This is a genomic window from Parvimonas oralis, assembly GCF_047608425.1.
Classification (GTDB): domain Bacteria; phylum Bacillota; class Clostridia; order Tissierellales; family Peptoniphilaceae; genus Parvimonas.
Genome location: NZ_JBLKRS010000003.1, coordinates 18,288 through 34,749, shown reverse-complemented (window position 1 = coordinate 34,749; position 16,462 = coordinate 18,288). Strand labels below are relative to the sequence as shown.

11 protein-coding genes are annotated in these 16,462 nt (G+C 26.7%); 1 reads left to right on the top strand and 10 read right to left on the bottom strand.

Annotated elements, in window-relative coordinates; genetic code table 11:
* Nucleotides 1–36: 36 nt before the first annotated feature.
* The 10 genes from ACMX2D_RS04705 to ACMX2D_RS04660 all read right to left on the bottom strand — a co-directional run bounded on the left by ACMX2D_RS04705 (nt 37) and on the right by ACMX2D_RS04660 (nt 14,229).
* Nucleotides 37–1,794: an ATP-binding cassette domain-containing protein gene (locus tag ACMX2D_RS04705; RefSeq protein WP_414972907.1), complete on the bottom strand. Its 1,758-nt coding sequence runs from the start codon at nt 1,792–1,794 to the stop codon at nt 37–39.
* Nucleotides 1,787–3,541 carry an ATP-binding cassette domain-containing protein gene (locus tag ACMX2D_RS04700; protein WP_414972906.1) on the bottom strand — a complete coding sequence of 585 codons (1,755 nt, stop codon included), beginning with the start codon at nt 3,539–3,541 and terminating at the stop codon, nt 1,787–1,789. The genes ACMX2D_RS04705 and ACMX2D_RS04700 overlap by 8 nt, the downstream gene beginning before the upstream one ends.
* A gap of 88 nt (nt 3,542–3,629) precedes the next feature.
* Nucleotides 3,630–4,802, bottom strand: coding sequence for a cation diffusion facilitator family transporter (locus ACMX2D_RS04695; RefSeq protein ID WP_414972905.1), 1,173 nt, complete (start codon nt 4,800–4,802; stop codon nt 3,630–3,632).
* Nucleotides 4,803–4,804: 2 nt separating this feature from the next.
* Nucleotides 4,805–5,299 (bottom strand): anaerobic ribonucleoside-triphosphate reductase activating protein, encoded by a 495-nt coding sequence (gene nrdG, locus ACMX2D_RS04690; RefSeq protein WP_414972904.1) that lies wholly within the window; start codon nt 5,297–5,299, stop codon nt 4,805–4,807.
* Nucleotides 5,300–5,311: 12 nt separating this feature from the next.
* On the bottom strand, nt 5,312–7,435 hold the full coding sequence (gene nrdD / locus ACMX2D_RS04685) for an anaerobic ribonucleoside-triphosphate reductase (protein ID WP_414972903.1): 2,124 nt from the start codon (nt 7,433–7,435) through the stop codon (nt 5,312–5,314).
* Nucleotides 7,436–7,658: 223 nt separating this feature from the next.
* Nucleotides 7,659–8,081: a YbaN family protein gene (locus ACMX2D_RS04680; protein WP_414972902.1), complete on the bottom strand. Its 423-nt coding sequence runs from the start codon at nt 8,079–8,081 to the stop codon at nt 7,659–7,661.
* A 60-nt stretch (nt 8,082–8,141) separates the two neighbouring features.
* Complete coding sequence (locus ACMX2D_RS04675) at nt 8,142–9,797, bottom strand: ABC transporter ATP-binding protein (protein ID WP_414972900.1); 1,656 nt, start codon at nt 9,795–9,797, stop codon at nt 8,142–8,144.
* Nucleotides 9,787–11,577: an ABC transporter ATP-binding protein/permease gene (locus ACMX2D_RS04670; RefSeq protein ID WP_414972899.1), complete on the bottom strand. Its 1,791-nt coding sequence runs from the start codon at nt 11,575–11,577 to the stop codon at nt 9,787–9,789. The genes ACMX2D_RS04675 and ACMX2D_RS04670 overlap by 11 nt, the downstream gene beginning before the upstream one ends.
* Nucleotides 11,578–11,699: 122 nt before the next feature.
* Entirely contained in the window at nt 11,700–13,403 is a 1,704-nt protein-coding gene (locus tag ACMX2D_RS04665) for a proline--tRNA ligase (RefSeq protein WP_414972897.1), read from the bottom strand.
* 379 nt (nt 13,404–13,782) lie between these two features.
* Nucleotides 13,783–14,229: a Dps family protein gene (locus tag ACMX2D_RS04660; RefSeq protein WP_009448888.1), complete on the bottom strand. Its 447-nt coding sequence runs from the start codon at nt 14,227–14,229 to the stop codon at nt 13,783–13,785.
* Between the two features lie 312 nt (nt 14,230–14,541).
* On the opposite strand from ACMX2D_RS04660, the gene ACMX2D_RS04655 reads away from it, so the two are divergent.
* Nucleotides 14,542–16,449 (top strand): acyltransferase family protein, encoded by a 1,908-nt coding sequence (locus ACMX2D_RS04655; protein WP_414972895.1) that lies wholly within the window; start codon nt 14,542–14,544, stop codon nt 16,447–16,449.
* Nucleotides 16,450–16,462 lie beyond the last annotated feature (13 nt).

The window sequence follows — 16,462 nt, the reverse complement described above, 5'->3', positions numbered from 1 at the left end:
AAAAGTCTAAATTCTAAATAGAATCTAGACTTCATTCTAATTATATCTCTCTGCCTGTGATAAATATAATTCCTTATATTCTAAAGAATTTTCGATGAGCTCATTATGATTTCCGAAATGAATTTTTCCATCTTTCATAAACCATATTTCATCAGCAATATGAACTGATGCCATTCTATGAGAAATCATAAATATTATTTTATCTTCTTTTATATTTTTTAAAATTTTATAAACAGAATTTTCTTTTTCAATATCAAGACTTCCTGTAGGTTCATCTAAAACCAGTATAGGACTGCTCTTATAAATTGCCCTTAAGATTGCAATTAGTTGAGCTTGACCTCCTGACAATTCAATATTTCCATCATCAAGCTCAACTCCGAGTTTATCATCTAAATTAATTTTAAAATCTTCTTTCTTTATACCGAGTTTACCAACAATTTTAAAAATTTCCTCATCTACGATGTATTTTTCGTCTTCATTTTCAATTAATTTACAGCAAATATTTTCTCTTAAAGTTATATCATCAATCAACTTAAAGTCTTGGAAAATTGTACTTATATACTTATTTTCAGTTTCATAAATAGACTTTCCGTCATAAGTTAAACTTCCTTTTGAAGCCTCATAAAGTCCTGAAATAAGTTTTATTAAAGTACTTTTCCCTGCTCCGTTTTCTCCAATAATTACTACAATTTTAGGTTTTTTTACTTCAAATGAGATATCATTTAGAACATAATTTTCACAATCTATATATTTAAAGTAAATGTTTTTTGCAATTAATCCCAAATCTTTACTCTCAACACTTCTCTCTACATTTTTCCCAATGTCAAATTCAATGAAATCCAAAACAGGAATGGTATATTTTGAAAATCTGTCTAAATCAATTATATTCTCAGAAAATTCATTCATACTGTTAGTAAATTTTAGTATACCTACCACAGTAAAACTAAAATCAGAAAAGCTGATTTCATTTTTATAAACCCTACTTGCACTAAAAATTATTACAAATAAAGTACAGATAATTGAATTTATAACTTCAATTATATTTACAATAGCCTTATTTCTATAAAAAGGCTTAAAACATTTTAATATATCTTTTATAGTTTTAGAAAATTTATTATCTATGAAACTTTCAAATTCATTTGATTTTATATCTAATACATCATCTCTATTCAAAACCATATAGCTATAATACCAATATTTTCTATTTATCGGAGATAAATTTTCATAAAATTTACTCTCTTCCTTACTGTATTTTTTCTTTGCAAATATATTTATAACAAATAGGATAAGTAATACTATACTTAGATAGAAAGAAAAATATCCTATTGCAATAAAAGTTGTTATCATAATGGAAATATGTTCTATACTTTTTACAATTGCCTCTAATAAATTTTCAAGACAGTATTGATTTCTAAGGGAAAATCTTGCTCTTTCTTGTAAATTATGAAAAGCAGGACTTTCTAAATTAAAATAATCTATTTCCGTTGATTTTTTCAGAAGTTCTTTCTCCATTTTAAGTAAATACTCTCTTGCAGAGTATTGTACTTTCCACTTTAATACTTCTTTAAAAATTCTTAATACAACAAAAACAATAGCCTCAAAAATCAATTTTATAGAAATATTTCTAATATTTCCAATTTGTAAATATTCTGTAAAATCTCTAACCATAAATAAAGCTAGTAAAGTCAACAGAATATTAATTAAAATATCAATTGAAATTCTATAAATAAATTTCTTATCTATTTTAAAAGACAATTTTAAAAATCTGAAAATAGTTTTAAATGAATTAATCATTTTTATCACCTACTTTCAATTTAAACATATTTTTAGTCAATTCTTTTAAGTATCTATAATATTCAGATCTTTCAATTAATTCAAAATGAGAACCTGAATCCAAAATTTTTCCATTACTTAAAATATAAATTTTATCCACAATATTAGAAACAGCCAATCTATGAGAAATAATAATAAATCCCTTTGTCTTTTCTTCAAGAGATAATCTGTTATAAAAATCCATTTCTTTTTTTGCGTCAAGTGCAGATGTAGGTTCGTCTAAAATTAACATCGTTCCACTTTTAACTAATGCTCTTAGAATAGTCAGCATTTGTAATTGACCACCTGAAGGTTCAAAAACATCATCAAAAAACTCTTTTCCAAATCTGGTATTCAAATCTATCAATTTCCCATTTACATTGTCAAGTTTACAACTTTCTAAATATTCTTCGACATATTTTTCTTCATTATTTTTTACATTATTAAACCCGAATAAATTTTCTTTAAGTGTACCTGCAAAAAAATGTGAATTTTGAAAAACAGCTGAAAAATAAACAAGTCTTTCTTTTGCTGAAACTTCTTTCCCATTAATGAGAATTTTTCCGCTTGTTTGATTGTAAATACCCATAATTACTTTTATAAGTGTACTCTTTCCAGCCCCATTTTCTCCAATTATTCCAATTTTATCGAAAGATGAAAACTCCATATTTATATTTTCTAAACTGTATTTATCAGCATTTGGATATTTAAAGTAAATATTTTTAAGTTCAAAGGATGCTTCTTTATTTTCCATATTGGCATTTTTACTTTTTAAACTATTTTCTTCTAAATGTAAAAGGTATTTATCAAACATTTTTATATTTTTCTTTAAATCGGATATAATTCTCAAAGTTTCCTTTTCATTAGTTACAAAAAGTTGATATATACTGAAAACTATGAAAATTGTAGAAATAGAAATGGAATTAATACTAAATAAGTATATCAACATTCCAATTGTAAAAATATCAGTTATAATTTCCAAAAATATTGAAATTATACCTAATTTTATACCTAAATTGGTTTTATTTCTTATAATAGCCATCGCTTCATTAAAAATTTTCTCATATCTCTTTAAGATTAGATTTCCTAAATTAAATATACGAATATCCTTTCCATATTCATTTCTCATACTAAAATTATTGTAATATTCAAGTTTTGTCAATACATTTCCTTGCTCTAAATCTGTATCCAAGTCAAATTCATTAATTTTTTCTCTTAGAGGATATGCTCCAAGTTGAATTAAAAAAGTAAAAACTACAATGTAAAAAGAAGTTTTAGAAATAATCAAGCCTGAAAAAATAAGCAACACAAAAATAGGAATAAAATTTATTAAATCCATTAAAATTGCACTAAAGCCTGCATTATCATAAGCTAAAAAATTCCAAGCTCTATTCATTGAATATTCAAATTTAGGATTTTCAATATCTTCCATATTCTTTTGTAAAATTGAGTTATTCAGTTTTCTTGCTAACTTAAATCTAAAACGAACTACTTCATAAGATAGCTTTGAAAATAAAATACTTGACATAATTTTAGAAAATATAATTATAGCAAACAAAAAAAGTATAATAACGATAAATTTATTATAACTATATATTTTATTTTCGACTAAAGAAAAAATATATCCAAAATAATAAGCATCTAAAAAATATGCAACTATAAAACAAATATTATAAATCAAAATTTTAAAAATATTTTTTCTAATAAAAGGTAATACTAAATTTTTCATAAATTTCTCCAAATAAATTGCTACCCTGATTATATAAAAAAATTACATAGACGTCAACTTATACAAAAAATAGCACCGAGGTGCTATTTTAAAAATATTCATATAAAATTGTTATTGAAGTTTTTAGTTCTTCATCATAATTTTTTATCAGTTCTTCAAGCTCTGATTTTAAACTATTTTCGTCAAAATTTTTATCTAATTTGTTTCCGTCTAATGCTAATTGCAATCCTACAAAGTATTTATCTCCTTGTTTGTAAATTGCAAAGTCATGCATTGATTTTATATAGCTAAACTTGTTTTTCCAATTTTCAGTAATTTCTTTTAATTCAATTTCTCTTTCCGTAAAGTTTCCCCCGACCGGTTCAACATGGATTACCAATACAATTTCATATTTTTCATAAATTTCTTTTTCAATCAAACTCATAAGATTATGAGCTTTGATTAAACTCATTTCCGAATCAACTTCAACATCAACAGTTGCTATTGTTTTAAGATGTCCATATCTATGAAAAGTGTAATTGTGTATTCCCAAAATTTCTTTGTGCTTTTCAATGTCTGTCAAAACTGACTTTATCAATTCTACACTTGGTGCTTCTCCAATAAGTTGGCTAATTGTTTCCTTTGCCAAAGAGAAACCTGAGAATAGAATAAATGCAGAAACAATTAGACCTACAACTCCATCAACCGGAAAAGTAGTATAGTTAGCAAAAATCATTGCAATTAAAACAACTGAAGTTGTAAAAACATCGCTCAAACAGTCAATTGAGGTTGCCTTTAAAATACTTGAATCTATTGCTTTAGAAAGTTTTCTATTGAATAAACTCATCCAAAGTTTTATAAAAATAGAAATCACTAAAAAAGCAATTCCTATTTTCCCCATAATAATTTTTTCAGGATTTATAATTCTTTCTACAGATGTCTTTGCAAATTGAACTCCTACAATCATAACCATCATTGAGATTATTAAGGTAGTTATATATTCAACTCTTCCATGTCCATAAGGATGATCCTTATCCGGAGGTGCAGAAGAAAATTTAAAACCTAAAACTGTTGCAAAGGAATAAATTGCATCCGAGAAATTATTTACTGCATCAGCAGTTATTGAAACTGAATTTGCTAAAATTCCAATTACAAATTTTGATACTCCCAAAGTAACATTTAAAAATGTTCCTATCATTCCTGAAAGATATCCGACTTTTTTTCTATCATATTTATCTGTATTTTCTATTTTTGAAATATTCAATATTTTTTTCTCTAACATATTTACTCCATAAACAGTACAATATTTCCGGTTTCAATTGTCTTTTTTATGTCTATAATTCTTTGGTTTGAAGAACCTCGAAATTTCAAAGTTAAGTCTTTTAATCTATAATCAAATCTTCCATCAACTAAAACATCACATTCTTTTAAAAGCTCAAATCTGTCATCATCTTCAAGAATTTCCTCAAAGGTATATCCCGAATAAATCCAAATATTTTTATTTACACTTTTTTTTATATCCCTTACAATTTCAAGGAGCTCTTTTGCATTTTGCATCGGTTCTCCACCAAGCAAAGTAAGACCAGAAACATTTTTATCACGCAAATAGTCTATTACTAAATTAGTAGTTTCTTTTGTCCAAAGCTCCCCAAAATTGAAATCCATATATTTTCTATTAAAACAATCTTTACAATTATGTGTACAGCCAGTTACGAAAATACTAGTTCTGATACCAACACCATTTGCAACATCATAAGCTCTTATCTGACCATATCTCATATTAATCCCTCACTATATATGAAGCACCCTTGCCTTTATTTCTTTAGTTCTACCTTCATTCCAGAAATTTTCTCCAAGATAACCGCAAGTTCTTCTAGTTACATTCATTTTTTGTTTATCTTTATTATGACATTGAGGACATTCCCATTCATTATGATCATTTATGATTATTTCCCCGTCAAATCCACAAACATGGCAATAATCTGATTTTGTATTAAATTCAGCATATTGAATATTATCATAGATAAATCTAATCATTTGTTCAACTGCTTCAACATTATGGTTCATATTTGGAATTTCTGCATAGGAAATACAACCACCAGTTGATAATTTTTGGAAATCTTCTTCAAATCTGAATTTATCAAAAACTGAAATATTTTCTCTAACATCAACATGATAACTATTTGTATAATATCCCTTATCTGTTACATCCTTTATTTCTCCATATTTTTTCTTATCAATTGTACAGAATCTATGAGTTAAACTTTCAGCAGGAGTTCCGTATAATGAGAATGACATCCCTGTTTCTTCACTCCAACTATCTGCCGCTTCTTTAATCTTTCTCATAACTTTAAGAGCAAATTCTTTTCCTTCTTCTGTTGTATGACTAACACCTTTTACACACATTGTTGCTTCATACAATCCGATATAGCCTACAGAAAGAGTTGAATATCCATTTTCCAAATATTTCTTAATGCTTTCGCCTTTTTTAAGTCTTGCAATAGCTCCATATTGCCAATGAATAGGAGAATTATCGCTCTTTACATTTTGAAGAAGTGAGTTTCTGAATAAAAGTGCTTTTTTTACAATTTCAAGTCTTTTTTCCAACATTTCAAAGAATCCTTCTTCATTTTCCATATTTAAAATTCCTATTTGAGGTAAATTCAAACTTACAACACCTTGGTTAAATCTACCTTCAAATTTATAATTTCCATTTTCGTCTTTATATGGTGCTAAGAATGATCTACAACCCATAGGTCCGAATACATTTCCTTCATAATGTTCTCTAAGTTTTTTAGCAGAGATATAATCAGGATACATTCTCTTTGCAGTACATTTTGCAGCAAGTTTTGTTAAATAATAGTACTTACTATCTTCTCTTACATTGTTTTCATCCAAAACATAAATCAATTTAGGAAAAGCCGGTGTAATATAAACACCTTTTTCATTTTTTATTCCTTCTAATCTTTGTTTTATTATTTCTTCAACAATTTGTGCAACTTCATCTTCATATTCAAAACCGTCTTCAACATACATAAATAGAGTAACAAAAGGACTTTGTCCATTTGTAGTCATCAAAGTATTGATTTGATATTGGATAGTTTGAATACCTGCTTCCAATTCTTTCTTAGTCATTGCCTTTGCAATATTTTCAATATCTTTTTCATCTGTTAAAATTTCTTTTGCAAGTTTTAAATGTTTTTCATAACTCTTTCTTAGATATTTTCCTAAATGTGCAACATTTAAACTTTGCCCACCAAATTGTCCTGATGCAACCTGTGCAATTATTTGAGTCATAACTGTACAAGCAACTTGGAATGATTTTGGAGTTTCAACCATTTTACCATTAATTACTGTTCCATTGTCAAGCATATCTCCAATATTAACTAAACAGCAATTGAACATAGGTTGAATTAAATAGTCCATATCGTGAAGATGGATAGCTCCTTCATCATGTGCTTGAACAATATCTACAGGAATTAACATTCTTCTTGCGATATCCTTTGAAACTTCCCCGGCAATCAAATCTCTTTGAGTTGATGCAAGAATTGCATTTTTATTTGAATTTTCATTTATAACATCTAAATTTGTCTTATCAAGAAGCCCTAAAATACTTTCGTCGGTAGTATTTTTAAGTCTTTTAAAAGTTTGAACAGCCTTATAATTTTCATAAGCTCTTGCAGTTGCAGGATTTCCATATTTAATTAAACTATAGTAAACATGATCTTCTATATCATATATACTCATCTTTTTCCCAATTGTTGTTGCAAAAGTTTCTATCTCTGATGCAATCTTTTCTGCTAATCCTTCTTCATAAATTCCCGTACTGCTATGCATTGCTTTTTTTATTGCGATAGCAATTTTATTTGCGTCAAAATCAACTTCTTGACCATTTCTTTTTATTACCTTAATCATAACTACCTCCATAAACACTTAAAAATTCTCGGTAGTAAGATTATACCATCAACAATATATATTGTCAATAAAAATACTTACTACTATATATAGTATATTTACCCATTTTATAGCTTGAAATCCATTGTAAAATATTTTATATCAACAAGTAGAACAAATATTTAAAAAAATTTTTTTAATTTTCTTAAAAATATTTTATGCAAGAAAAAACTGATACAAATTTTTAAAAATTCATATCAGTTTGAATACTTTTTATTTCATTTTTATTGTCTTTTATAGTTTTTATTCCAAACAAAAAATATATAATATGGAAAAACCAAACTATTACTAAAATAATTCTTCCAATCTTTGTATTTTTCATAAAATAAAAACCGGTTCCCATCGTCAAGGTAAAAAAGAATATTATCTTTAATTTTTGTTTTATTAAAAGACCTTTTCTGTTTGCAATTTTTTCTATATTATTTTTGTACAATTTAGTTCCAACAAACCAATTATGCAACTTTTTAGAGCTTCTTGCAAAACAAAATAATGTTATAATATAAAATGGAAACGTAGGCAATATTGGTAAAAAAGCTCCAATAGTTCCTATTGCAAAAAATATCAGTCCTATTATAATCCAAGTGTATCTTACAAATTTAATCTTCATATATTACCCCTCATATCTTTAATATGGTAATGATAACATATTTCATCTTAATCTTCAAGGCTATATTTTAAAGCATTTACCATTTTCAACTTTATACACAACATCTGAAAATGATACTGTACTCATTCTGTGAGAAATTAAAAATACCATTCCCTTACAATTTTCTTTAATCAAATTCAAAATTATTGATTCATTTAAAGTATCTAAATTACTTGTAGGTTCATCAAAAATATAAACATCCGCTCTTTTTAACAATGCCCTCATAAGTTCAAGTCTTTGCATTTCTCCACTTGAGAAAATAATTCTCTCTGAATTAATTTTAGTATCGAGTCCATTTTCAGTTGATAAAATCTTATCTTTTAATCTACATTTTTCTGCAATTTCTAAAATTTCTTCATCGCTAATCTTTTCATTTCCTAAAACTAAATTTTCTCTGATTGTTTGAGAAAAAATTTGTGGAAATTGTGGAATATAAGCAATTTTTTCTTGTAGTTTTCTACTGTCTATATCTAAAATATCCTCATCATTTAAAAATATTTTTCCGGATTTAGCCATATACCATTTCATTACCATTTTCATCAATGTACTTTTTCCGGATCCACTTTCTCCAACAAGTCCGACAATTTTTTTATCTTCAAAATGTAAATTCAAATTTTCAAAAATATTCTTATCTCTATTAGGATAAGAGAAATCAACATTTTCAAATTTTATTTCATTTAATTTCTCAATTTCTTTATTTCCATCATTTCCAATAGGCTCATTTTCATCTAATAAACTAAAAGTTTGTTTTGCAGCTTGTAATGCACGTCCAAGTCCTAAAGGAAGTCTGCTTAACTCTAAAAAAGGAGCAAATGATGAACTGAAAACAACCAATGTAATTACTGCATCTTTAATACTTATTATATTTTTATTTACAAGTATAAATTCCGCAAAAGCAAAAGTTAAAACTCCAAAACCTATTGTTAAAAAACTGAATGAAAATTGTAAGAAATTTAATTTTGCAACATTTCTTTCCTTTTTATTTACAATTCTACTTTCTTTTGTCAAATTTTCAAATCTTTCCTTTTCAACTCCAAGTTGAAGTAAATCTTTCATCCCTCTTAAACTTTCCAAGAAATATGAAGTATATGATTTTCTATATTTTTGTTGAATTTCAAGATGTGGTTTTAATTTGCTTGAAAATACATTTGGAATAATAACTGCAAGTATAAAATATACAATTATTGCAATTAAGCTTAAATGAAAATTATATTGTAAAAAATATACAATTAAAACTATTGAAACAATAATCCCTGTTGTAATTGGAGCTAGAGTATGTGCAAAGAATACTTCCAACGCTTCAACATCTTCTCCTATCAGTTTAAGTAAAGCCCCGCTGTCTTGAGAGTCAAGTTTTGACGGAGCAAGTCTTCTAAGTTTTGAAAAAATTTCTCTTCTAAAATCAGCCAAAACATTAAAAGCAACAAAATGTCCGAAATAATGCTCTCCATATCTGAAAAGTCCTCTTGAAATCGCAAAAATGACTAAAACTATCAAAGATATTATTTTTATTTTTTCTCCATTAAGTGCATCAAATCCCAATGAAATAATTCTTGCAGGAATATATACTGTAATCAAAAAGCCGAAAACAGCAAAAAATACAGCCAACAAAATTACTGGGAGTAATTTTTTCATAAAATTTATAAGTCTGATAATCAATTTTATACTATCTTTCATTTAAAATTGCCTCCATTTCATTTTGTTTATCCAGTAACATCTTGTATTCATAATTTGAATTATATAAATCTTCAGGTTTTCCAAAATCCCAACTTTTTTCTTTTCCCATAAATAAAACAAAGTCAGCTTTATTAACCTGTTTCATCTTATGAGAAATAAACATAACAATAGAATTTTTAGAAATCATTTTGATTAAATCCAAAATCGCTATTTCATTTTCGGTATCAACACTTGAAGTCATTTCATCAAAAATGTAAATTTTTCTATTTGCAAGTAAACTTCTAACACAGATTATCTGTTGTCTTTGACCAGGAGAAATCAATCTTCCGTTTTCTCCGATAATTGTATTAAAACCATCAGGCAAAGTCTTTACAAATTTTAGAATATGTTTCTCCTCAATCCATTCTAAAATTTCTTTTTCAGATAATTTTGTAGCTTTTTTCAAATTATCCATAATGCTTTCATTAAAGACATATGAATCAGGAGATACATAAAAACCTAGATAATTTATATCAGACTTTGAAAAATCTCTTAAAGATTTTCCATCTATCAAAATCTCACCGGAATAATTCTCAAGATTTTTAAACAAAATTTTTGCAAATGTACTCTTTCCAAGTCCACTCTCTCCTGCTATTGCGAATAAACTACCTTTAGTGATACTTAAATTAATATTATTTAAAACATTTCTATCATCATACGAAAAAGATAAATTTTTAAATTCAATATTATCTATACTTTCCAATTCTATATTTGAGATGTCTTTTTTCTTTTCTAACTTAACACTATCTAAAAAAGTAAAAATTCTATCTGCCATCTTAGTATTCATCATAAGTAAATGCATACAGTATCCCAGTTCTCTGATTGGAGTAAAAAACTCAGTTGCAATCAAAACAAAGAAAATAAAATTAAAAATTGATATATTCCCTTTTGAAACTGAAAGAACTGCTAAAAATCCTGAAATTGCAATTCCAAGATACATAACTCCGTCCATATATCCAACTGATTGAAGTTGAAATTTTAAAAGTTCCATAGTTGAAAGTCTGAATTTTTCGGCTGATTCATTAAATTTTTTCTCATAAATATCATCAGCACTATAAGAATAAAGAGTATTTAATCCCTTTAAATCATCCATAAATAAATTGCCTACATCCATATAAGTCGACCAATAATGTTGCATAATTTTTGCTGAACGCTTTTGTATTAACACTATTGAAACGGGAATAAATGGAATACTGATTAAAAATACCAAACCACCCAAAGGATAAATAAAGGCTACAATCAATAAAATTGTCGCACAGTTAAAAAATGTCCTTAAAGTTGTAGATAAATAATTGCTGTAAAATGTATCCAAACTGTCAATTCCTTGAGATGCAACAGTAAGCACATCAGCTGTTGAATAACCTTTAAAAACTTCTTCTTCACTTTTGGAAAAGGCATCAAAAAATTTAACTTTTAAATTATCTCTCGCAAATTGAGATGCTACTCCTTGGTATCTTTTAGCAAAAATTGAAATCCCAAAACCTAAAATATTTAATCCTATAACAATTATTGCATAAGTAAAAAGGCTAAACTCCATTTTATTATATAAATTAGAAAAGCCTTTAGCTATAAATCCAAAAGAAATTATTCTCATCAAAAACTGAATCCAAGATAAAAAAGATGCTATATAGACAAATCTCATCCTATCTCCCAATTCTTTTTTTAATCTATTTTTTAATTCTTTTCGCCTTTCACGACTTATTTTTTGCTTTTGAATTTTTGTACTGAAATCACTATCCATAAAAAACTCCTTATACAAATTAATATTAACTATTTATATGATACCCCATTAAATAGAAAATTAAAAATATAATCAATCTCAATATATCCCTGAAAAAATACCACGTTATGTGGTATTTAAAATTATTTTATCTTTCCAACTTCTTCTACAACTCTATTTATTGCATCTTCAGAAGACATTTCAACATTTTCCATTTCTCTTCTTGTTGAAAATTCAATTATATTTTCATTAGCTTTTTTGCCCACAGTAATTCTTAAAGGAATACCAATTAAATCTCTGTCATTAAATTTAACTCCAATTCTTTCTTTTCTATCGTCAAGCATAACTTCAACACCTTGAGTTTCCAATTCATCATGGATTTTTTCACCAAGTTTCATTTGATCTTCATCATTAATATTTACAACTGTAACTATTGCGTGATATGGTGCAACTTGAATTGGCCAAATAATTCCTTTTTCGTCATTATTTTGTTCAATAATCGCAGTAATACTTCTTGTAATACCAATACCATGACTTCCCATCCAGAAATATTGACTAACACCATTTTCGTCCAAGAAAGTTGCATTTAAAGATTTAGAATATTTTGTTCCAAGTTGGAAGATATTTCCAACTTCTATACCTCTTGCAAATTTCAAAGGCTTACCACTTATAGGGCAAACATCTCCCTCTTGAACCATAATTAAATCGTCTGCAATTTCTCCGTCAAAATCTCTTCCAAAATTACAATTAATGTAGTGATGGCCTGCCTTATTTCCGCCAACAACTGTATTTTTCATAAGAGTAACCCTCTTATCTAAAATCTTTCTTACTTTTAAGTTTACAGGTCCTGTATATCCTGCAGATGAACCTATTTTTATAATAGTTTCTTCATCCATCATTTCAACTTCATGTTCAGGAACTCTAAGATAAGCGCAAAGTTTTGTCATATTAAGCTCTCTATCTCCCGGAATAAATGCTATAACAGGTTCTCCTGCAACAATCAAATCTATCGCCTTAATACATTTTGATGCATCTTGTTTTAAAAAGTTTCCAACATCTTCTATTGTTTTACAATTTGGAGTATAAACTAATTCAAGTTCCCTTTCATCTCCACTTTCGTCAACTTTGTAAATAACTTCTGCTTTTTCATCAGTTGCTGCATATCCACTCTCATCACAATAGCAGATTACTCCCTCTCCTACATCAGAAAGAGCGATAAATTCATGTGAACTATTACCTCCCATTGCTCCGGCATCTCCGGCAACAATTTTATAATTAAGTCCTAATCTATTAAAAACTTTTTCATATGCTTTCCACATTTCTTTGTATGATTCCATCATCATTTCAGGGCTTACATCAAATGTATAAGCATCTTTCATTGAAAATTCTCTGGCTCTATTTATCCCAAAACGTGGTCTTTTTTCATCACGATATTTAGTTTGAATTTGATAAATATTTAAAGGTAATTGTTTATAACTTTTAATTTCTCCACTTATCAAAGTTGTAAAATATTCTTCAGCAGTTGGTCCAAGACAGAATTCTCTTTCATTTCTATCTTTAACTTTGAACATCTCAGGTCCAAAAGTTTGCCATCTTCCTGATTCTTCCCATATTTCTTTTGGCTGAAGTGCAGACATTAAAATTTCATATCCACCCATTCTATCCATTTCTTCTCTTACAATATTTTCTACTTTTCTAATTGCTCTATATCCAAGTGGAAGATAAGAATAAACTCCTGCAGCAGTTTTTCTTATCATTCCTGCTCTTAAAAGCAATTTATGACTTATAATTTCTGCCTCTTGAGGATCTTCCCTAAGTGTTGGCATATAATATCTTTTCATTTTCATAATAAATTTCCTCCATAATAATAAATTAATTTTTGTGATGATTTTTATAAAATGACTTCTATAATTAATAAAAAAAAACGGCAATCATCTCCAAGAGACGAAAGCCGTGGTACCACTCTAATTTATACTCAAAAGCTATAAGGCACAACCCTGTATTTTTAATACAAGTTCAAAGATAGGTTCAATTACCTGCATAAAAGTTTTTCACCAAGCAACTTCTCTCTACATATACATAAATAATCTACTATTTCTTATCATCACTAAATATCTAACAAATAAATTATATTAAATTTAGCATAAAAAGTCAACTATAAAAAATTAAAATTAAAAATTGGAACAAAAAAAGGCTGAGTATAAACTCAACCTAAATTTTTTATTCTTATTTATGACAACAAGGTTTTGAAGCTCTTAAGAACCAAACATTCTTTTCTAGTTCTCCAATTTGATCTTCTAACATTGAAACAATTATGAAATCTCCATCATTATCAGCTTCTTCTCTAATTTTTGTAGCTTCTTCTTTAAGAGCAGCTAAATCATTCATAACTATTTCGTTAACTTCATCAACTGTTACTTTCTTAGATTCTAATTCTTTAACAGTAGCATTAGCAACATATTCTTTTAATGATGCAAATGGGAATCCACCTCTCATTTTAATTGCTTCAGCAACTTCATCATACCATTCGAAGAATTTGTCATATAATCCTTCTGTAAAAATATGTGTTTGATAGAAATTTCTTCCTTCTACATTCCAGTGTAAGTTATGTAATTTAGTAGTCATAACTGCAATGTTTGATAAATAAACATTTAAACTTTTAAAATCTTTCATTTTTATCCTCCTAATATATTATCATTTACAAACATTATATACCCAATTAACAAAAAAGTAAAATTTTTTTATAAAAATTTTTTAAAAATTTTTTTGCTTGTTTGTGGAGATAGTTTATTTAAAATTGTATTTAAAAACTTGTATATGGTTGTACTAATAAATATTTTTCACAAATTCATTTCCCAAATGGAAATTGATAGATTTTTTTAATTTCAAACATTAGAAAAAGCCCTAAATTGTAACGTTTTTGTAATTGATTTTATTTTATTTTCTGTTATAATCTCTAATGAACAAAATTATGAAGGATAAAAAATGAAAGACTTAAAAAATATAATTAACAATATAAATTTAGATAAATTAAAACAAATAAAAATAAGAAATTTTTTTAAAAAAGACAAAAAAATAATTAATGATACAAATCATATTAAAAGTTTTGACGGGCTTCGTGCGATAGCGGTTATTTTGGTAATGCTATATCATACAATTCCTCATATTGTTTCCGGAGGATACTTGGGAGTTGTAATCTTTTTAGTGTTAAGCGGATATTTAGTAACCGATAATTTCTTAAGAGAAATGGATGAACATAAATATTTGGATATTATAAAGTTTTGGAAAAAAAGATTTATAAAATTGTATACTCCACTTCTTCCAATGCTAAGTATTGTCAGCCTATTCGTATTATTATTTTTTAATGGTATGTTAAGAGGATATGTGGGAAATTTATTTAGTTCCCTTTTTGGGATAAACAATATATATCAAATAATACATGGACTCTCATATTTTGATTCACACGGAAATCCAAACCCTTTTACTCATTTGTGGTCTTTAGGATTAGAAGTTCAATTCTATCTAATATGGCCAATTTTAATCTCTTTACTATATAGGACATTTAGGTTAAAAAGAAAAAGCATTGCGGTAGTAATAATTATTTTGTCACTTTTTTCAGCAACTACAATGTATATCTTATATAATCCTAATACTGATGTGTCTAGAATTTACTATGGTATAGATACTAGAGCTTTTAGTTTTTTAATTGGTGCATTTTTCGCATGTATATATCCAAGAAATAAAGTTCAAGAAGTAAACTTTTCAAAAAGTGAAAATATATGTATTGATATTTTATCAATTTTGCTTTTTGCTCTAATAATCTATACATCTGTAATATTAGATTCAAAAATGGAGATAGTTTATAAATTTGGAATGTATTTTTACTCATTTTTAATAGGATTATTAATTATTACAATACTTTTAAAAGATAATATAGTTAATAAATTTTTGTGTTTTGCTCCTTTTACTGAAATTGGAAAGAGAAGTTATAGCCTTTATTTATGGCAATATCCAATAACAATATTTATCGGAGATTATCTAAAATGGAGTAAAATCTCAATTGTCTATTTAATTTTAATAGAACTGTTATTTTCAATAATTTTTGCAGAAATAAGTTATAGAATTTTTGAAAGAAAAATTAATTATTTAGGTTATATAAATGAAAAATGTAATGAAGATATAAAAAATAGAAATCTATTTTCAGCAATTGGTATTTTGGCAATATTTATAATATTTTCAACATCCATTCTATCAATTACTCAAAAATCTGATGACATTGAAGAATTGAAAAATAGACTTGAAAATATACAAAAAGAGAACAAAGAAAATTCACAGTTAAATAATTTTGAAATTTCAAAAGAAACTTTTGATATAAAAAAATCAAAAGAACATATTGAAAATATTGATTTTTCTACAATTGATATTACCTTTATTGGAGACAGCATAATGCTTTCCGCTTCGGACAAAATGAAAGATGAATTTAAAAATGCTATAATAGATGCAAAAGTTAGCCGTCAAGCATGGGATTTACCAAAAGTTTTGGAGAATTTGAAAGAAAAAAATAATATAAAAGATATTGTGATAATTCACTTGGGAAGCAATTACAAAATAAATAAACAGAAATTCAAAGCAAATTTACTTTCTTTAGAAAGCAAAAAAATATTTCTAATAAATTGTGTCATTCCGGATCCTTGGGAAGAACAGGTAAACACAACTATAAAAGAAATTGCTGAAGAAATGGAAAATGTAGAAATGATAGATTGGTATGCTGTTGCTAAAAACAAAAAAGATCTTTTCTACAAAGATGCTACTCATCCAAATGAAGAAGGTGTAAAAGAATATATAAATCTATTAAAAACTGAATTAACTAAACATTTAAAAAAGGGGCATTAAGCCCCTTTTAGTA

Excerpts from the sequence above, each read along its gene's own strand:
- nrdD (WP_414972903.1), bottom strand. The coding sequence starts at position 7,435 with ATGATTAAGGTAATAAAAAGAAATGGTCAAGAAGTTGATTTTGACGCA.
- ACMX2D_RS04660 (WP_009448888.1), bottom strand. The coding sequence starts at position 14,229 with ATGAAAGATTTTAAAAGTTTAAATGTTTATTTATCAAACATTGCAGTT.
- nrdG (WP_414972904.1), bottom strand. The coding sequence starts at position 5,299 with ATGAGATATGGTCAGATAAGAGCTTATGATGTTGCAAATGGTGTTGGT.
- ACMX2D_RS04700 (WP_414972906.1), bottom strand. The coding sequence starts at position 3,541 with ATGAAAAATTTAGTATTACCTTTTATTAGAAAAAATATTTTTAAAATT.
- ACMX2D_RS04665 (WP_414972897.1), bottom strand. The coding sequence starts at position 13,403 with ATGAAAATGAAAAGATATTATATGCCAACACTTAGGGAAGATCCTCAA.
- ACMX2D_RS04675 (WP_414972900.1), bottom strand. The coding sequence starts at position 9,797 with ATGAAAGATAGTATAAAATTGATTATCAGACTTATAAATTTTATGAAA.
- ACMX2D_RS04670 (WP_414972899.1), bottom strand. The coding sequence starts at position 11,577 with ATGGATAGTGATTTCAGTACAAAAATTCAAAAGCAAAAAATAAGTCGT.
- ACMX2D_RS04680 (WP_414972902.1), bottom strand. The coding sequence starts at position 8,081 with ATGAAGATTAAATTTGTAAGATACACTTGGATTATAATAGGACTGATA.
- ACMX2D_RS04695 (WP_414972905.1), bottom strand. The coding sequence starts at position 4,802 with ATGTTAGAGAAAAAAATATTGAATATTTCAAAAATAGAAAATACAGAT.
- ACMX2D_RS04705 (WP_414972907.1), bottom strand. The coding sequence starts at position 1,794 with ATGATTAATTCATTTAAAACTATTTTCAGATTTTTAAAATTGTCTTTT.
- ACMX2D_RS04655 (WP_414972895.1), top strand. The coding sequence starts at position 14,542 with ATGAAAGACTTAAAAAATATAATTAACAATATAAATTTAGATAAATTA.